This is a genomic window from Oceanobacillus iheyensis HTE831, from assembly GCF_000011245.1.
In the GTDB taxonomy this organism is placed as follows: Bacteria; Bacillota; Bacilli; order Bacillales; family Amphibacillaceae; genus Oceanobacillus; species Oceanobacillus iheyensis.
On sequence record NC_004193.1, the window covers coordinates 894,155 to 911,337 of the forward strand.

The window sequence follows — 17,183 nt, forward strand, 5'->3', positions numbered from 1 at the left end:
ATGAAGAGAAATAGGAGGCTGAGATAACATATTGATGTTCCCAGCCTCCTATATTTAATCTCCATTATTGCTCCTCTCTTTACATTGCTTTTAGAAGCAATCGTTTGAGCAGAGGAGTAAAATGTTCTGGTAGTTCTTCAACATGGGGGATCATGATTCGTTCTTTTCCGTAAATGTTCTTCATCGTGGTGTCGTTTTTCTCCTGTATTTCTCCATTGGCCAGAAACATCCCAATTACATCGATATGATGTTTTCTTGCTTCAGTTACTGCTTGATGAGTATCAAGAATTCCATTCTGATCATACCCACTTGCAGCAGGTTCGCCATCTGAAAATACAAGTAAGAACTTATTTTTTTCATTACGTTTCATTAATTGTTTTGTAATGTAGCGAATACTAAAACCATCACGATTATCTTCTTGTGGTTCTAGTTGCATAATCTTTGCACCATTATTCTCATATAAAGAATCATTTAATTCATGGATATATTGTAAATAGTTAGGCTGATAATTTTCTTTTACTTCATTGGCGTCTTCCCAAAAACCAATGATTTCATGTGGGATGCGTAATTCTTTTAATACTTCATGGAAAAGAACAACGCCACGCTTCGTTTCTTCCATTTTATTTACCATTGAAGCTGAACAATCAATCAGTAAAGTGAAAACTGCATCAAATTCTTTTGATTCTTGTTCTTTCTTATAAAATACTCGAGGAGACTCATCTATGATAATAGGTAATAACTTCTTAGAGAGTCGGCCGAATAAAAGCTCAGTTCTTGGGAAATTACGTTTATGCTCTAATGTTAGTTGAATTGTTTTTGCTAGTTTTCGCTTATATGGGTCAACCTCAACCACATATTGATCATATTTTTCTTGGTCATCTAGAGAAGGATGCTCTGCTTTTTCGATTAGCATGACTGCATCTTCATTTTCTTTTCCATATTCAGAACCACTATTACCAGATTGTTGTTCTTCTTGTTTGGATAATGTTTCTTTATCTGAATAATCCTGTTGTTTACTTTGAACCGAGGAACCTTGAACAGCAGCCATGGCTTGATCAGCATCTTCTGTTTCACGAGCTCCTCCGCCCATCATATTGGTTTTTGTTCCTTGCTCAAGTTCAAATTGAAGGAAATTTTGCTTTCTATTCTCATTTTTGTTCTCACGATGCCATGTAGAAAAAGTCTCATCAAAATATTCATTCTCATTATCTTCGTCTAGCCATTGTTCATCATCATTTACTACATCATCTGTTCGTGTCAGCTCATCAAACAATGTGTTTTTTTCGTAAAATTCGATATGCCCAATAGGAAAGACAAAATACTCGTGAATGCTATCGTTATAGTCCGTTGCTTGAATTAGACGAACAATAGACAAGCATAATTGAGTATTATCTAATGTTGTCTTTGCTTCAAACACTTGATAGAGATATGGTTTTAATTTTTCCAGCATGTCTAGTTGCGCCTGAGGGACTCTTGGAAACGAGGGATCAGGTCCATCTGCGTATATAAGAAGATAAATCATACAAAAAAGTTCATCGGTAGCATAACTTCTCGTTATGTTCGATTGTAATTGAGTTTGAAAATAGCGTTGGAAGAATTGGTGACGCTTTTCAAACCACTGTTTTGTCCCTGGACGATTTTTTCGAATCATCTCTTCCAAACGTATATCTTCGAATAGCGTAATGAGTTGATTGGCAAATTTAGGTATCATTAACTCTGATACATCTTCTTTAAAGGTTTGCATAGTTGGAATATGAGTTTCCATCATCGTACCAAGTGTACGAAGAAGTACATCTGACTTCGTTCCCGCTGTTTTCGTTTCTATATCTAATTTATCCCAAAAACGACTAGCAGTAATTTTATTGTCTGTAATGTCGACAAATGAGCCATAGCTATTTTCGAATTGCAACTTAGCATTACCGGACAATACAGTGGTTAGATCTTGTAATTGCATAAATAAATGCGTATCTACTTTGGATTCATGAAATCGATACATTTCATATTCTCCTTAATCAAATAGTGTATCCGCAAGATTTTGTACAAACGCTTTTTCGCGATCTTCATCTAGTTTGTCTATTATTGAACGAAGTATCGCACGTTTAGGAGGAATGAAGGTAGTAAGATCACATGCATCTAACAGAGCTCTAATCGATGCGGCATCTTCTGATAGCTTACCTTGTTCCACAGCAGTTATTAAATCCTTTGATAAAGTAACATATAGATTAATCAAAGTTTCATCTTCTAATTTAGTACTATTAGTAATAAGTTTGTTTAGTTGATCTCCTTGAATATAAGGGACATCGATAACGATAAAACGGTTTTTTAATGCTTCATTTAAGGGAACAGTTCCAATATATCCTTCGTTAATTGCTGCAATTACACCAAACTGCTCCTCAGCGGTAATAATCTCATTAGTGAATGGATTAGTAATCGTACGACGATAATCTAGAACACCATTAATCAATGGTAGTGTTTCTGGTTTAGCCATATTTATTTCATCGATATATAAAAATGTACCATGTTTCATTGAATTGGTTACAGGACCAGGCACAAAATCAATTGTTTGTTTGTCATTTTCATAACTTAACGTTTTAAATCCCATCAAGCTCTCCGCATCTAAATCAACCGAACAATTAACACTAAACATCGGTTGTTGAAAAAGAGAAGATAGTGTTTCAGCAAACTTAGTTTTCCCAGCTCCAGTAGGACCTTTTAAAAGAATGTTTTTTCCCATACTTAGCGCAGTGACCGCATCAATAATTAGTTCTTCATTTGGAGGCATATAACCACCATCTCTAATCAAATCTTGATATTGGTCATGTTTGTATTGATTATTTTTAACTAGTTGTTGTATTCGTTGTGGTAAAAATTCGGCGTTCATGTCATTACTCCTTTCCATGATATTGTATTACTAGTCTGGTAAAAAAACAAAGAATGCGCAGTTCGTTGCGATTTAACTGGAAGGTTGATAAGATAATTAATAGTTAGATTTTTTGGAAAACCTATTTTTATAAAGGATGTCCTTCGTGTGGACTTCTAGACTGGAGGAACTATGACAAAGAAATCAATTGCAATTAATTTAGATTTAGATGAAAAAAACGTACAAGCAATTCAGGAAGTGGCTCCAGACTGGGAAATTTTTACTGGGAAAGACTTAGAAGAGGAGAAATTAAATCAAGCAGAGATACTGTTACATTGGCGTGAATCACAAGCAAAAAAATATAGGAAGAGTGACAATTTAAAGTGGGTTCAATCCTGGAGTGCTGGAGTAGATTATTTGGACCTGGATTATTTAAAAAAGAACGATATACATTTAACTAGTGCAAACGGAGTTCATGCATATCCGATCTCTGAAACGATATTTGCATATATGTTAGGTTTTACACGATTAATACATACATATATTAGACAACAACAAGAGAAAAAATGGCATCATGCAAATTTAAAAGCAGAAATTCATGAGAAAACAATTGGAATTATTGGAGTAGGAGAAATTGGCAAGGAAACGGCTAAAATCGCTCAAGCATTTGGCATGAAAGTACTAGGAGTACGTCATTCAGGAAGACCTCTTGAATATGTGGATGAAATGTATACACCAGCTGATTTATCACTTGTTTTAGAACAAAGTGATTTTGTAGTGGTCACGCTACCTTTAACAAAAGACACACATCATATGTTTGGTAAAGAACAATTTGCACAGATGAAAAATAGTGCATTCTTTATCAATATCGGAAGAGGGCCTATTGTTGATGAAAGTGCATTAATTTCTGCGTTGCAGCAAAAAGAAATAGCGGGAGCAGGACTTGATGTTTTTGAAACAGAACCACTTCAATCGGATAGCCCATTGTGGGAGATGGAAAACGTAATTATCACACCACATTCTGCAGGTGCCACAGAATATTACACAAATCGAGTCATACATGATATTTTTATTCCTAATTTAAAAAGCTATCTTGATAAAGGAGAACCTACTATTAATGTGTTTCAGCATAAACTAGGATACTAAATGATTATCAGTAGTTTCTACAGAACAAGCACGGATCTAAAATCCAAGGTAAAGTTAATTTTACTCGCCGGATTTTAGACCCGTGTTTTTTTGGTTAGTAGGAAATACACTTACTTATAAAGAAATTTCAAAAATGTGTTTTCATATGTATCTAATTAGATTATAATCTAATTAGATGAGGAGGTGTATTTATGCAATTAAATCGAATCGTTAATTTTCATAAGACAATGGGAGATAAAACTAGAATTCGTATTATTACCTTACTAAAGCAAGGACCACTTCACGGTCAAGCAATCGCAGGGAAATTAGGGTTAAAGCCTCCAACAATTTCTCATCACTTAACAAAATTAAAAGAAATCGATGTAGTTTATCAGCGACGTGATAAAAATACCATCTATTTCTATCTCAATGATGACAAACTTGAAAGAATGGCTTTAGCAATCACTCGAATAGGGGGAGACGATATGTTTGGGAAATTTGACATTACCGATCAAGAGAAAACAAATGTCATAAAAAACTTTGTGGATAGTAAAGGAAGAATTGAGACTCTACCAGCGCAAAGAAAGAAAAAATTAATCATTCTAGAGTACATGATAAGAGGGTTAAAGCATGGACAAACGTATAAGGAAACAGAGATGAATGAATATATCATGCAATATCACGAAGATTATGCAACAGTGCGGCGTGAACTCGTTATGACTCACTTTATGTTTAGGCAAAATGGTATTTATGAACTTAATCCAGTAGAAATGTGGCCTGTGTAATCAGGTCTTTTAAAAAAAGAACTAATTAGATAAGTGTCTAATTAGTTCTTTAATGAAATAAAAAAGGATTACTTGAAGAATCAATTTCATAATTAGGAGCCGAAGTACTCTTCCCAATCTTTGTTTGTGCCTCGCAAATATGAAATTGATTCTGATATTATTTAACTAGTGTGCAACTTTAAGTTTTATGATTATATTCCAATAAAGAATGCTTATTCAATTGATTCCAATTATCGATACTCATTCCATGTAATATCCATGGTGAATCGATACTGAATGGATGATTCGGTGGTAGATGATGTATATGATATTCTGGAATATCTAACCAAATATATACTTTCTGATCTGGGTGAATGGATTTAAGTTTATAGTAGTCATCATATACCGTTTCCCATAATCCTGACTGTGTAAAAACATCTGAAAATGGAAAAATAACATGTAACAATATATCCTTTTTCACATCTTTCTTCGTAACAAGAGGGTAATCATGTTGATGAGTTTCATACACGTTCCAATTATCGATGTTTGAATGAGTAAATAATGAATTAGTCGCCGGAAACGGATAGTAACATTCGAAAGGAAATACGCGCTTGTCATGGATATATGTATCCTTAAGTAAGTTTGCTTTATCATTGGATTTCTCGATGAGGTGCCATCTCTTATTTTCCTGAATAAACATATCAATTTCTTCTGTTATCGCAGGGTATAATTTCTCTTGCTCGATTAAACCAATATTTGTCAACACACGTCTAGCAGCAAGATTATTCTCTTGTGTATTTCCGCCAACCCAAGTTATATTTGGCAATTGAAAAGCAATATCTCTAATGTATTTCATTATTTTTGTAGCGTAGTTTTTTCCTCGGTATCTGCGGTCACTCCGAAGTCTTCCGAGCATCACATATTGATGTGCAAAGATTGAGTAACCAGCAATACTCACTAATTGTTCATCAACGAATAACCCGTATATACGATTTTGATCAGTGCTTAATCGTTCAAAAACTTGAATAACATAATCATCTATAATACCGGTATCCATGGATTTTAGTAATGGTAAATCAGTTGTTGTCAGTTCTCTTATATATTCTTTCATCATGGCACCTCCTCTATATAGGATAATTATAGCTTTTGGAAAACATATACGTCTATCAATTAAATTACATCCTTTTTCTACAAATGTATGCTTTAAATGACAAGCGAATTGGTAAGGCTAGAGAGAATCAATGATTTAATAACATGATAAATGAAAGAATATAGGAAAAAATATATGCTTGTTCCAATAAAATGATAGGAGTATAATGTAGTAGATGCTTAAATAATAGGAGGGGTAGTGTGGCTACTATTAGTAAGGGTGAAAATAAATTTTATGTAGGTGAAGATATTCGTAATCCTCAAGCTGAAATAACTTTTGTCGAATCTGGGGAGAATCGTTTAGTCATTGATCACACCTATGTAGCTACTGATCTTCGTGGCCAAGGTATTGCCCAACAATTACTAGACCATGTGGTGACTTACGCTAGAGAAAAGGGGAAAACAGTTGTACCTCTATGTCCATTTGCTAAAGGGCAGATTCAAAAACAAGCAAAGTATAATGATGTACTAAACGTACAACATATCTAATATAATGGAGAAAGGTGCTAGGACATGTACATTACTATTCCTGAAGCAGCTGAATACTTATCCATGAGCGAATCAACAGTATCTGCACTTGTCCTGCAAGGGAAAATTAATGCAATACATGACGGCAAGCAGTATTTAGTAAATAAGCAGCAGTTCACAACTCACTTTGAACAAGTGGAAAAATATAAAAAAATGATAGAAGAATATTTACAAGAGCCAATTCCTGAAGATCTAGATGTAAAAGATGAAGATTAGGCCAAGATGGAAGGAATAAGCTATTTTAGTTAGGGTGAGCCATCATCTTAACTTTTTTATATGAAGGAGTTATGATATATGAAGAAAAGAAAACCTCCCCGATCGAAGAAGGAACCTGCTTCCCTCACCTATGAGGTCGAAGAAACAGAACAGCTTTTACCATTTCTATTAAAGGTAATGGATAATCGAAGCAGGAATTCCGTAAAGTCGATTTTGACGAGAGGGCAAGTGTCTGTAGATGACCATATCGAGACGAAACATAATTTTATGTTGAACAAAGGTAGTACGGTGCGGATTTTGAAGAACAAAGCAGCTATCCAACAGGATGTATTTGTAGGAATGTCGATTATGTATGAGGATGACGATATTATTGTAATAGAGAAAGAGTCAGGATTACTCTCGATTGCAACAGAAAAAGAACGAAAACATACGGCGTTACATCAATTAATGCATTATGTGAAACAACAACATCCAGCTAATCGTGTATATGTTGTTCATCGACTTGATAAAGATACGTCTGGGGTAATGATGTTTGCAAAAAATGAACGGGTCAAACGCAAACTTCAAAATAATTGGAAAGATATTGTAAAAGAACGGACTTATGTAGCACTTGTAGAAGGGCAGGTAGCTAAGGAGAAGGGATATATCGTCTCTTGGCTCAAAGAAAGTGCAACTCGGAAAATGTATTCTTCACGAGTAAAGAATGATGGTCAACGAGCAGCGACACGCTATCGAGTGCTGCAAACAAATAATCGTTATTCACTTTTGGAGTTACAATTAGAAACAGGAAGAAAGAATCAAATTCGTGTACACATGGAAGAGCTTGGACATCCAGTAGTCGGTGATAAACGCTATGGATCGAAAGGCAGGAGTGTAATCGGTAGATTGGGTCTTCATGCGAAGATACTTTCGTTTTATCACCCTGTAACCAATAAATTAATGCTTTTCCGTTCTGATGTTCCTAATGCCTTCTTTCAAAAAACAAAATAGATAATAGCAAATCGAACTATAGCCAACGTAATTGGTAGTTAGCTATAGCTCGATTTTTTAATTACATCTTATATAAAGCGGATAATTCAGTCATGTCCGTCGCTATCTGCTTTGATTTTATAATGGAGCTTTCTCTACTTTATGTCCGGATCTTCCTAATGTAGTTTTGGCTTTTTGAAGAGAATGAATGACACAGGATTCAATTACTTCCACAACGGCTTGAAATAGTTGATTCATGACTGGGTGATCATCACGAAGATAAGCTGCAGACATCAGGTGATTTTTTGAATCATGGCTCACTTGGTTTGCTGTAGAAAAAGCAATTGCTATATCCCCGCTTCCATGATCGAGAGCACTTCCTGTTCGTCCAAGACCTGCAGCACATCGCTTAGCAATTCGATTTAATTGACGATCGGATAAGGGTGCATCTGTAGCCAATATCATCATAATAGATCCATCTGGTGTTTCCTGCCCTGTGTGTTCCCAATCAGCAAAGGTAGCTTGTTTGCGATTCCCATAATTGCTAACAACAAGTCCTCCTAAGGTATAGATAACATCCTCGACTTGAATAAGACGCGATGCGGTACCAATCCCTCCTTTATAGCCAAAGCATTGCATCCCTGTTCCTGCACCAACTGCACCTTCTTCGCTGGATTCATTACTTGCGGACTCGATTGCTTTAATAGCATGGGATGGTGTAATCGCTTGTAATCGAATAGAATTTAGATAGCTGTCATTACATTCTCCAACAATGAGATTAATCGTTCCTGTTGTATCTCCAATTTCTTCAGTGCGATTAAGCATGTATGTCAATGTTCCTTGCATTACCGGTGCTATGCTTAGTGTGTTGGTAAGCATAATAGGAGATTCGATGAGACCTAATTCATTTAATTGAACGAGTCCGGTTGTTTTTCCAAATCCATTAATTACGGAGCATCCTGCGATGACTTTTTGACGAAATAAATTACCTGGATGCGGTAATATTGCTGTCACTCCGGTACAAATAGTATCTTTTTCATTTATTTTTTCATAAAGTGTAGTATGTCCAACCTGTACACCATGGACATCAGTAATACAATCTTTCAAACCGCTTTTTAATGCCATTATGTTCAACTCCGTATCGAAGATATTACTATCTCATAGATATATTTTTCCTACATCACTTTACCTTAGGGATTATTCATCGTCGAACCGGTTAATTCCTCTTATTTTGCTAAAATCCTTATTGTTTTCTATAAAATTCTTTTCTTGATCTTCACTAAGTATGCCAGTTGCCATTCCTCTATCTTCATCTTCATGAGAATTTCTATATAAAGTATTGTGATCTGAATCCACTTGAGAAAAATCTCCATTACTCCAGCGATCTAATATATTTCTGATACTCGCACGTTCTTTAACTTCAAACGCATTAGAGTCTATAGTATTGAATGATTCTTGTAAAAATGCGATTCTGTCATCTGTAATTTCATAAAATCCCCATTTGCTTTGAGCTTCCACTTTTTGATGCGACATAAAGTGCATATACTTTATTAACCTTTCTCTATTCATCCCAGAAGCACTTACCATGTCACCAAAAGGATTGGCGTTTTCTTTTGTTTCTTCACTTATAAGTGGGTCTTTTTCTACTACTTCTTTCTCTTCGTTTTCATCAGAATTTTTGATGGTTGCATTTGTCTCAAATTTCTCCACTTGATCATAGAAAATTAAAAAACCAAATAATAAGATTAAAACAGTGCCAAGTATAATCGTAGGTTTTACCCATTTCTTTTTCACTAAATCCCCCCTAACAAAGAATTTTCCCACTTTTTGGTATATATTTCAAGTTACTTTTGTGCACAAAAGTCAGGTTCTTATTAAGACGAAATTTTCTTGTATGCAAATTTAAAGAACAGGAAAACTATGATTAAAGCTTGTGATGGAGGGGAATAAATGAAAATTTTAAAATATGTATTGATCATAAGTATAAGCATGTTTTTACCAATCATGACTGCTTATGCTGAAGGGACTGAAGTTGGGGAACGTGCACCCGATTTTGAATTGAAAACAATTGATGGTCAACAACTCCGACTTTCAGATTTTAAGGGAGAACGCGTGCTAATAAATTTTTGGACGACGTGGTGTCCCCCTTGTAGACAAGAAATGCCTGATATGCAAAGGTTTTATCAAGATTTGCAGCCTAATATCTTAGCTGTTAATCTAACCGATACGGAAATGAATAAGGAACAGGTAGTGCGTTTTTCGCAAGAATTGGAGTTGACATTTCCAATCTTATTAGATGAAAAAGGTGAAGTATCGAAAGCTTACCGTATTAGTCCAATTCCAACCACATATATGATTGATTCGGAAGGTATTATCAGGCATAAATCTTATGGTGCGCTAACTTACGAGCAGATGGTAGCAGAGTATAATAAAATGGAATAGCAGTGAAAAAAGGAAGAAAAATCAACGGAATAAAACATTTCGGTTGATTTTTCTTTTTTATATTATTTTTTGTTTTAGGGTGTGAAAATTGACGAATACATGCCTTTATATATAAAAGGAGGTGGGGACATGGACAAAGGAACGATTATTCGAACTATCGTACTTGTTCTAGCTTTAACGAATCAGTTTTTGATCACTGCTGGATACCATCCCATACCTGGAACACAAGAGCTCTGGGGAGAAATCCTTTCATCTATTTTTACTATTGTAGCTACCTTAACAGCTTGGTTCAAAAATAATTATGTGACATACAAAGGCAAAAAACAACATCAAGTACTTGTGGAACATCAATTAGCAAAATAATAAAATATGGACAAGGAGGATAAGTATGAAGCGAATTTTTATTGATCCTGGTCATGGAGGAAATGACCCTGGTGCAATGGGAAATGGATTACAGGAAAAAGATATCAACTTAGATATTGCGCTTCGTATGAAAGAATACTTGTTACAAACATTTGGTGGACATGAAGTACGATTGTCTCGTGAAACAGATAAAACGGTCTCTCTATCGCAAAGAACGACAATGGCAAATAATTGGCAAGCTGATTATTTAGTTTCTATTCATATTAATGCTGGTGGAGGCACTGGGTTTGAATCATATATTTTTAATGGCATATATTCTGGAAAGGCGGAAACTCATCGCTTGCGTCAACTAGTTCATCAATCGATTGTCAATGAGACAGGATATTATGATAGGGGCATGAAAGAAGCGAATTTTCACATGCTTCGTGAATCGCAAATGCCCGCGGTGCTAACGGAGAATGGATTTATTGATTATAGAGAAGACGCTAACAAACTTAAATCTTCTTCCTTTCTTCAATCGATAGCAAAGAGTCACGCAACTGGAGTTGCCGATGTACTTGAACTGCCAGACGGTGAGGGTGCATCTCAAGGGTATGTAGAAATTCTCGCAGATTCTTTATGGACATATAATAGTCCAGAATGGGAAGATAAGGCAGTTATTGTTCATAAAGGAGAAGTATTCACAGTAATAAAAGATAAGTTTCCTGTTGGTGATGGACATATGTATCAAATTAAAAGTGGTTTATATATTACAGCAAATAAAAATTATGTGCGTTATTATACTCGCTCAACTTCCAAAGTAAAATCCGTCTTAAGTTAAATATTTCATTTCATTACCATAGAAAAATACCTACGTATAAGATAAACTATACGTTAGGTATTTTTTTATTGAATGGGGAGAGTCAAAATGAAGCTATTAGTTGGACAGCTCGTAATTACCGCTTTAATTTGGATGGGTATGGCTAGCTTTTATGATCAAATGAATGAATTAAATACATGGATATTTTATCTTGTGACTTCTTGGATGTTACTATTATTAGTATTGGTAATAAAAGAATGGTTTCGATTAAAGAAAAGCACTAAAGAAGATAAGGATATTAACGAATAAAGAAGGTCTGTACAATGTTAATGATAGATAATTTAAGTAAAACATATGGAGATAAAACTTTATTTAACCAAATCACCGCAACCATTGGTGAGAAGGAACGAATTGGTCTTATAGGAGTAAATGGGACAGGAAAATCAAGTTTTCTTAAAGTAATTGCAGGAATGGATAGTCCGGATCAGGGAGATATCAAACATTCCAAAGATTATCATATAGAATATGTAACACAAGAAACGAATTTGCAAGAAGATTTGACGGTGTTGGATCAGATTTATTATGGTGACGCTTTAATCATGCGAGTGATGAGACAGTATGAGCAGGCATTGTTGGATTTAGAAAACAGCCCAGAGGATGCAGCTTTACAGCAGAAATTAATTCAAATGCAACAAAAGATGGATGAAGTAGAGGCTTGGGAAGCTAATACAACAGCGAAAACGATTTTAACTAAATTGGGTATCACTAATTTCACTACTACAGTTGAGAAACTATCAGGTGGCCAGAAAAAAAGAATAGCTATCGCAAAAGCTTTAATACAGCCGGCAGACTTGTTAATAATGGATGAACCTACGAACCATTTAGACCATGATACGGTTGAATGGTTAGAAAAATACATGCAATCCTATTCTGGATCTGTTTTACTTGTCACACATGATAGATATTTCTTAAATCGTGTAACAAATCGAATTTTTGAATTAGACAAAGGAAATTTGTATACCTATGCAGGAAATTATGAGTTGTTTTTAGAGAAGAAAGCGGAAAGAGAGTCTTTAGAGCGCAGTAATGAACAAAAACATCAAAATACGTTAAAACGTGAACTTGCATGGTTAAAACGTGGTGCGAAGGCTAGGTCAACAAAACAACGAGCTCGTGTAGAACGAGTGGAAGAGATGAAAGACAAAACATTTGATACGAAGAAAGAAGAAGTTAAATTTCAAGCAGGTTCTAAAAGACTTGGTAATGATGTTATTGAAATTGATGGGCTATACAAATCATTTGGAAATCAGACTGTATTGAGTAACTTTTCTCAACTCATTATACCAGAAGATCGAATTGGTATTATTGGTAATAACGGTACAGGAAAAACAACGCTTCTAAATATGATGGCAAAACGTACGGAACCAGACCAAGGGTATGTCAAAATAGGAGAAACGGTGTTAATTGGTTATTATACCCAAGGAGAAGAAGAATTAGATGATCAACAGCGTATTATCGAATATATTAAAGATGTAGCTGAGGTCATCCATACAAAAGGTGGAGAAGTGATTACCGCTGAGCAGATGCTTGAACGATTTTTATTTGACCGTGCGCAACAATGGTCCTTTATTCGAACATTATCTGGAGGAGAACGCCGTCGACTCTATTTATTAAAAGTATTAATGAAAGAGCCAAATGTGCTGTTCTTAGATGAACCTACGAATGATCTTGATACACAGACATTATCCGTCCTAGAAGATTACTTGGAACATTTTCCTGGTGTAGTAATAACTGTATCGCATGATCGATACTTTTTAGATAGAGTGGTCAATAAGTTGATTGTATTTAAAGGGAATGGCAATACCGATACTTTTTATGGGAATTATACAGAATTTCTTGAAAAGCAAAAGGAAGCAGAGAAACTACAACCTACACCTAAAAAACAATCATCTACTAAAACTTCACAGAATGAGAAGAAAAAGAAGTTATCGTATATGGAAAAAAGAGAATGGGATACGATTGAAGATGAAATTACAAAATTAGAAGAAGAAATTGTAGAAATTGAACAGGCGATCGTTGATGCTGGAAGTGATTCAGAAAAAGTACAAGAATTATATGCCAATCAACAAGCAGTCGAATTAGCATTAGAGGAAAAAATGGCACGATGGGAAGCATTATCTATAAAAGTAGAACAACTTGAAACATGAAGAACCTAAAATCTTCATGTTTTTTGCCGTCAAGCCCCAACGTCTAAAATTAGTCGACTTCACGAAACGCCCTTCAGTAGCTGGGGCGACATAGGTCGAATTTCTTCTTTTCATTAAGATAAAAAAAACAGATGGCACACTTCCTATGCGCTAACCAAGCACTTATACCTTTGTCCTTGAATTTAATAGGAATTTTAAGCTAAACTAACAAGGTTGAGGAAAGTTATTTCACTTTGTACAATTTTTACAGTAGACTGTACTTACCATCTAATTAGAATCAGGTGATTATGTCATGCAAGAAATCTATTCAGATGTAATAACTTTTAGAGGATCTCATTATCAGTTTGGAAAAATGCAAGGAGAAAGTATCAAACGTTCTTTTGTGATGGAAAACCGTAAGAAGCAATGGAAATTAAGGAGACCAAGATTTACAATTAATATCGATGAAGTAAAATCTATGATTAATACCTATGCACCGGGAATCTGGGAAGAGTTAGAAGGGATTAAAGATGGAATAGAGTGGTCACTTTCCGATACGCTTCAGGAATTTGCAGGATATCGAATCAACTTACCTTCGAGTGGATGTTCCGTATTTACAAGTAGCAATTATATGATTAGAAATTATGATTATCATCCAAAAACATATGAAGGAAGATTGGTATTGTTTCAACCTACGGATACTGGATTAACTACTATTGGTCCGTCTCAACGTATTACAGGAAGGTTAGATGGGATGAACCAATATGGGCTTGTATTAGGATATAACTTCACCCATCGTAAACAGCCTGGGGAAGGATTTATCTGTAATATGATTAGTCGAATTGTGTTAGAAACATGTTCTAGTGTAGAAGAAGCAGTACACTTACTACAAGAAATTCCACATCGATATGCTTTTAGTTATTTAGTATTGGACCAACACGAAGAAACATTTATAATCGAAGGGTCTGCACGTGGAACATCGGTAAGAAAAGGAAATTTGTGCACCAACCATTTTGAGAATTTAACTGCAGAAAATCGAAATTACTTAGATGATTCCTATCGCCGATTATTAGCAATGCAAAACAACAGTGCTAAGAAGCTAAGTGCAGAAGAAGCTTTTCGAATGATGAATGATACGGATAGAGGAGTTTTTTCTAAACAATATAAAAACTGGGGAGGTACAATCCACACCTCTGGGTATCTGCCTGCAGAAAGGAAGGTCTGGTTCAGTTTAGGAGGAGATGCTGATCCATATGTCATTGATTTTGATAAATGGATGGAAGGTATAGATATTCCTGAAAAAAAGCTTTATGGCAAGGTAGACACGTCCTTACCATTTGCACATATGGAAGCAAATGTCCGTTAATCAAAGTTCCATGTTTAAAAAGTCGCGTTTCAAGGGAATATAAAAATGGATTCTAATAAATTATTTTTTAGTAATGAAATTAAGGAGGCTACATTAAATGAAACTTTACCAAGTTAGAAAAGGTCAATTTGTTTTCTTTGAGAACGAATTGCATAAAGTGTATTCTGTAAAACCCATGTTTAAAAAATCAGTTCATATGTATCGTCTAAAAGATATGAAGCAGGTGTTAACTACTGCCAAAGAGATTGAGTTATATCGTCCTCAGCATAATGATACATTTATTTTTTACGGGAAGAGATACACCATTGATAAACACGCTAAACCAGAACCGGGAGATTACATTTTAATCGTAAAACCAACGCCTGATTTTCTCGATCACTATTCATTGAATGAAATTGAAAAAGTAGAGAAAGTTGAAAATGGAAATGTATTAACCACCCGCGATAATGGTGTGAAACATAATGAATATGTTGTAATGGTACCAGGGAAATCAGAGGCTAGTCAGGAAATTGCTTACTATGATAAGAATTTAGTACCAGAGGAGCAACAAATTCAAGATGAGTCGATCTCTTATTTAGCAGAGAAAGATGATGCTCTAAAGCCGGCAGTGGGTGATATATTCTTAGATGTTCAAAACAATACAAAAGCGATGGTAGTCGCAATGACGGAAGATGAGATTGTTTTTGGACATGGTGTAAGAATTCATGTGGCAGAGTTATTAGATGAAAGTAAGTATGAACTAATTTATCAATTTGAAGATAATTAATATTTTTATATAACATCTTTTCATTACGTAGCCTTCTAGCGTCGTCGATGATAAGATGTTTTTTATAAGATTAAAAATAGACTCCACCTCTAGTTGTCAGATTGTACTTTCAATCTGTATCTTAGAGGGGGAGTTTAATGTCCAATGCGTTAAATCTCTATTTACATTCATTACATCATTTATTCTGTATATCCATTGCAGATACCGCTTTTTGCAGACACTGCTTCGACTAATCCTCTAGCTGTTCCATGGCTTTATAGCCTAGTATATTTAAAGGATCTTTTGCGCCTGAATAAATGGGGGAATAACCTAATTCTAATGAAGCCAAATCTGCTACTGTTAACTTACCTTTGATAGCTGTAGCTAGAACAGCCATGCGTTTATCTGCGCCGTCAAATCCAATTACGCTTCCACCAAATAATTGTCCGGTATTTTTATCATAGACAATTTGCATCCAAAGCTCCTTTGAGCCAGGGTAATATGCTGCATGAGAATAACCTTTCATTATCGTTTCTTCGAATGCAATCTCATTATCGATTAACGTCTGTTTGTTTTGCCCAGTAGCTGCAACAGTTAAATCAAAGACACGCAAAATTGATGACCCAATTATTCCATCATCAGATATAGGATTGCCACTTAAGAACGAAGAGATAATGAATGCTTGCCTATGAGCTGGCCAAGCTAAGGCAATATGAGCAGGTTCTCTAGTTATGAAATCAGTAACTTCTACTGCATCACCGAGAGCAAAGATAGTTGGGTCGGTAGTTTGCATATATTGATTTACTTTAATTCCACCAGTTTCTCCAATTTCCAATCCGGCATCAATGGCAAGCTCTGTATTTGGTTTTATTCCTATTGCCATAATAGTCATATCAGCTTGGATCGTTTTATCACTCGAAAGGTGTAAGGTGGTACCATTATCTGAAAAGCTTTTTAATCCATCATTGACATACAAAGCTATTCCTTTTTCTTGTAAATGTTCATCTATATGTATTGCCATTTCTTTATCGATTCGTTTTAATACATGCTCAGAACGATCTACTAGAGAACAGGAGAACCCTCGATGACACAGACTTTCTGCCATTTCTAATCCAATAAAACCTCCGCCAATAATCGCAGCAGATTGCGGATTATTAGATTGAATAAACTGTTCTATATTATCCATATCTTCAATCGTCCTTAACGGAAACGTATTAGATTGTTGTAATCCAGCTATATCAGGTAATACAGGCGATGCTCCTGGGGACAATATAAGAATATCATAGTCAGCTTTGTGTTCTGTTTTATACTTTTCATATACAACGCTTTTTTGTTCCCGGTTAATTTTGGTAACATTTGCATGTGTTTGTACGGTTAGGTCATATTTTTGTGCAAACTTTTCTTCAGGATAAATTAATTTTTGACGATCAGTAATTGTACCTCCCAGATAATATGGCATACCGCAATTTGCAAAAGATACATATCCATTTCGTTCTAGTACAAGAATTTCTGCCGTTTTATTCGTTCTTCTAATTTGTGCGGCAACCGTTGCTCCACCCCCAACACCACCGACAATAATAATTTTTTTAGACATATTATTCACTCCCAATTAGTAAGACTTTTACCAGTTGACTAGTTTAAGCTCGTTATAAAAAACCTCTCATCAAATAG

General features: G+C 35.2%; 18 protein-coding genes. 12 read left to right on the forward strand and 6 right to left on the reverse strand.

The window, feature by feature from the left end:
- Positions 1-79 precede the first annotated feature (79 nt).
- Both OB_RS04495 and OB_RS04500 read right to left on the reverse strand, forming a co-directional pair.
- Positions 80-1,996, reverse strand: coding sequence for a vWA domain-containing protein (locus OB_RS04495; RefSeq protein WP_011065248.1), 1,917 nt, complete (start codon positions 1,994-1,996; stop codon positions 80-82).
- Positions 1,997-2,008: 12 nt separating this feature from the next.
- Positions 2,009-2,881, reverse strand: a complete 873-nt coding sequence (locus tag OB_RS04500) for an ATP-binding protein (protein WP_011065249.1) — start codon at positions 2,879-2,881, stop codon at positions 2,009-2,011.
- A gap of 171 nt (positions 2,882-3,052) precedes the next feature.
- Between OB_RS04500 and OB_RS04505 the strand changes: the two genes are divergently transcribed.
- Complete coding sequence (locus OB_RS04505) at positions 3,053-4,006, forward strand: D-2-hydroxyacid dehydrogenase (RefSeq protein ID WP_011065250.1); 954 nt, start codon at positions 3,053-3,055, stop codon at positions 4,004-4,006.
- A gap of 191 nt (positions 4,007-4,197) precedes the next feature.
- A complete protein-coding gene (locus OB_RS04510; protein WP_011065251.1) occupies positions 4,198-4,770 on the forward strand; it encodes a metalloregulator ArsR/SmtB family transcription factor in 573 nt (190 codons plus the stop codon).
- Positions 4,771-4,948: 178 nt separating this feature from the next.
- Here OB_RS04510 and OB_RS04515 read toward each other — a convergent pair whose 3' ends face one another.
- A complete protein-coding gene (locus OB_RS04515) occupies positions 4,949-5,860 on the reverse strand; it encodes a GNAT family N-acetyltransferase (RefSeq protein ID WP_011065252.1) in 912 nt (303 codons plus the stop codon).
- 239 nt (positions 5,861-6,099) lie between these two features.
- Here OB_RS04515 and OB_RS04520 point away from each other — a divergent pair, with 239 nt between their 5' ends.
- The 3 genes from OB_RS04520 to OB_RS04530 all read left to right on the forward strand — a co-directional run bounded on the left by OB_RS04520 (position 6,100) and on the right by OB_RS04530 (position 7,632).
- Complete coding sequence (locus OB_RS04520) at positions 6,100-6,387, forward strand: GNAT family N-acetyltransferase (RefSeq protein WP_011065253.1); 288 nt, start codon at positions 6,100-6,102, stop codon at positions 6,385-6,387.
- A gap of 24 nt (positions 6,388-6,411) precedes the next feature.
- A complete protein-coding gene (locus OB_RS04525; protein WP_011065254.1) occupies positions 6,412-6,642 on the forward strand; it encodes an excisionase family DNA-binding protein in 231 nt (76 codons plus the stop codon).
- Positions 6,643-6,720: 78 nt separating this feature from the next.
- Positions 6,721-7,632, forward strand: coding sequence for an RluA family pseudouridine synthase (locus OB_RS04530; RefSeq protein ID WP_011065255.1), 912 nt, complete (start codon positions 6,721-6,723; stop codon positions 7,630-7,632).
- A gap of 117 nt (positions 7,633-7,749) precedes the next feature.
- Here the strand turns inward: OB_RS04530 and OB_RS04535 are convergent, their stop codons facing one another.
- Positions 7,750-8,736 carry a P1 family peptidase gene (locus OB_RS04535; protein WP_011065256.1) on the reverse strand — a complete coding sequence of 329 codons (987 nt, stop codon included), beginning with the start codon at positions 8,734-8,736 and terminating at the stop codon, positions 7,750-7,752.
- Positions 8,737-8,808: 72 nt separating this feature from the next.
- On the reverse strand, positions 8,809-9,405 hold the full coding sequence (locus tag OB_RS04540) for a PRK06770 family protein (RefSeq protein WP_011065257.1): 597 nt from the start codon (positions 9,403-9,405) through the stop codon (positions 8,809-8,811).
- A gap of 156 nt (positions 9,406-9,561) precedes the next feature.
- On the opposite strand from OB_RS04540, the gene OB_RS04545 reads away from it, so the two are divergent.
- The 7 genes from OB_RS04545 to OB_RS04575 all read left to right on the forward strand — a co-directional run bounded on the left by OB_RS04545 (position 9,562) and on the right by OB_RS04575 (position 15,533).
- On the forward strand, positions 9,562-10,053 hold the full coding sequence (locus OB_RS04545; protein ID WP_011065258.1) for a peroxiredoxin family protein: 492 nt from the start codon (positions 9,562-9,564) through the stop codon (positions 10,051-10,053).
- Positions 10,054-10,182: 129 nt separating this feature from the next.
- The gene (locus OB_RS04550; protein WP_011065259.1) at positions 10,183-10,416 is read left to right on the forward strand and encodes a phage holin; all 234 of its coding nucleotides are present in this window, start codon (positions 10,183-10,185) and stop codon (positions 10,414-10,416) included.
- Positions 10,417-10,441: 25 nt separating this feature from the next.
- Positions 10,442-11,236 carry an N-acetylmuramoyl-L-alanine amidase gene (locus OB_RS04555; RefSeq protein WP_011065260.1) on the forward strand — a complete coding sequence of 265 codons (795 nt, stop codon included), beginning with the start codon at positions 10,442-10,444 and terminating at the stop codon, positions 11,234-11,236.
- 87 nt (positions 11,237-11,323) lie between these two features.
- Entirely contained in the window at positions 11,324-11,524 is a 201-nt protein-coding gene (locus OB_RS04560) for a hypothetical protein (protein ID WP_011065261.1), read from the forward strand.
- A 14-nt stretch (positions 11,525-11,538) separates the two neighbouring features.
- Positions 11,539-13,422 (forward strand): ABC-F family ATP-binding cassette domain-containing protein, encoded by a 1,884-nt coding sequence (locus OB_RS04565; RefSeq protein WP_011065262.1) that lies wholly within the window; start codon positions 11,539-11,541, stop codon positions 13,420-13,422.
- A gap of 292 nt (positions 13,423-13,714) precedes the next feature.
- Complete coding sequence (locus tag OB_RS04570) at positions 13,715-14,767, forward strand: C45 family autoproteolytic acyltransferase/hydolase (RefSeq protein WP_011065263.1); 1,053 nt, start codon at positions 13,715-13,717, stop codon at positions 14,765-14,767.
- Between the two features lie 97 nt (positions 14,768-14,864).
- Complete coding sequence (locus OB_RS04575) at positions 14,865-15,533, forward strand: hypothetical protein (protein WP_011065264.1); 669 nt, start codon at positions 14,865-14,867, stop codon at positions 15,531-15,533.
- 229 nt (positions 15,534-15,762) lie between these two features.
- Here OB_RS04575 and OB_RS04580 read toward each other — a convergent pair whose 3' ends face one another.
- Positions 15,763-17,106 (reverse strand): FAD-dependent oxidoreductase, encoded by a 1,344-nt coding sequence (locus tag OB_RS04580; RefSeq protein WP_011065265.1) that lies wholly within the window; start codon positions 17,104-17,106, stop codon positions 15,763-15,765.
- Positions 17,107-17,183 lie beyond the last annotated feature (77 nt).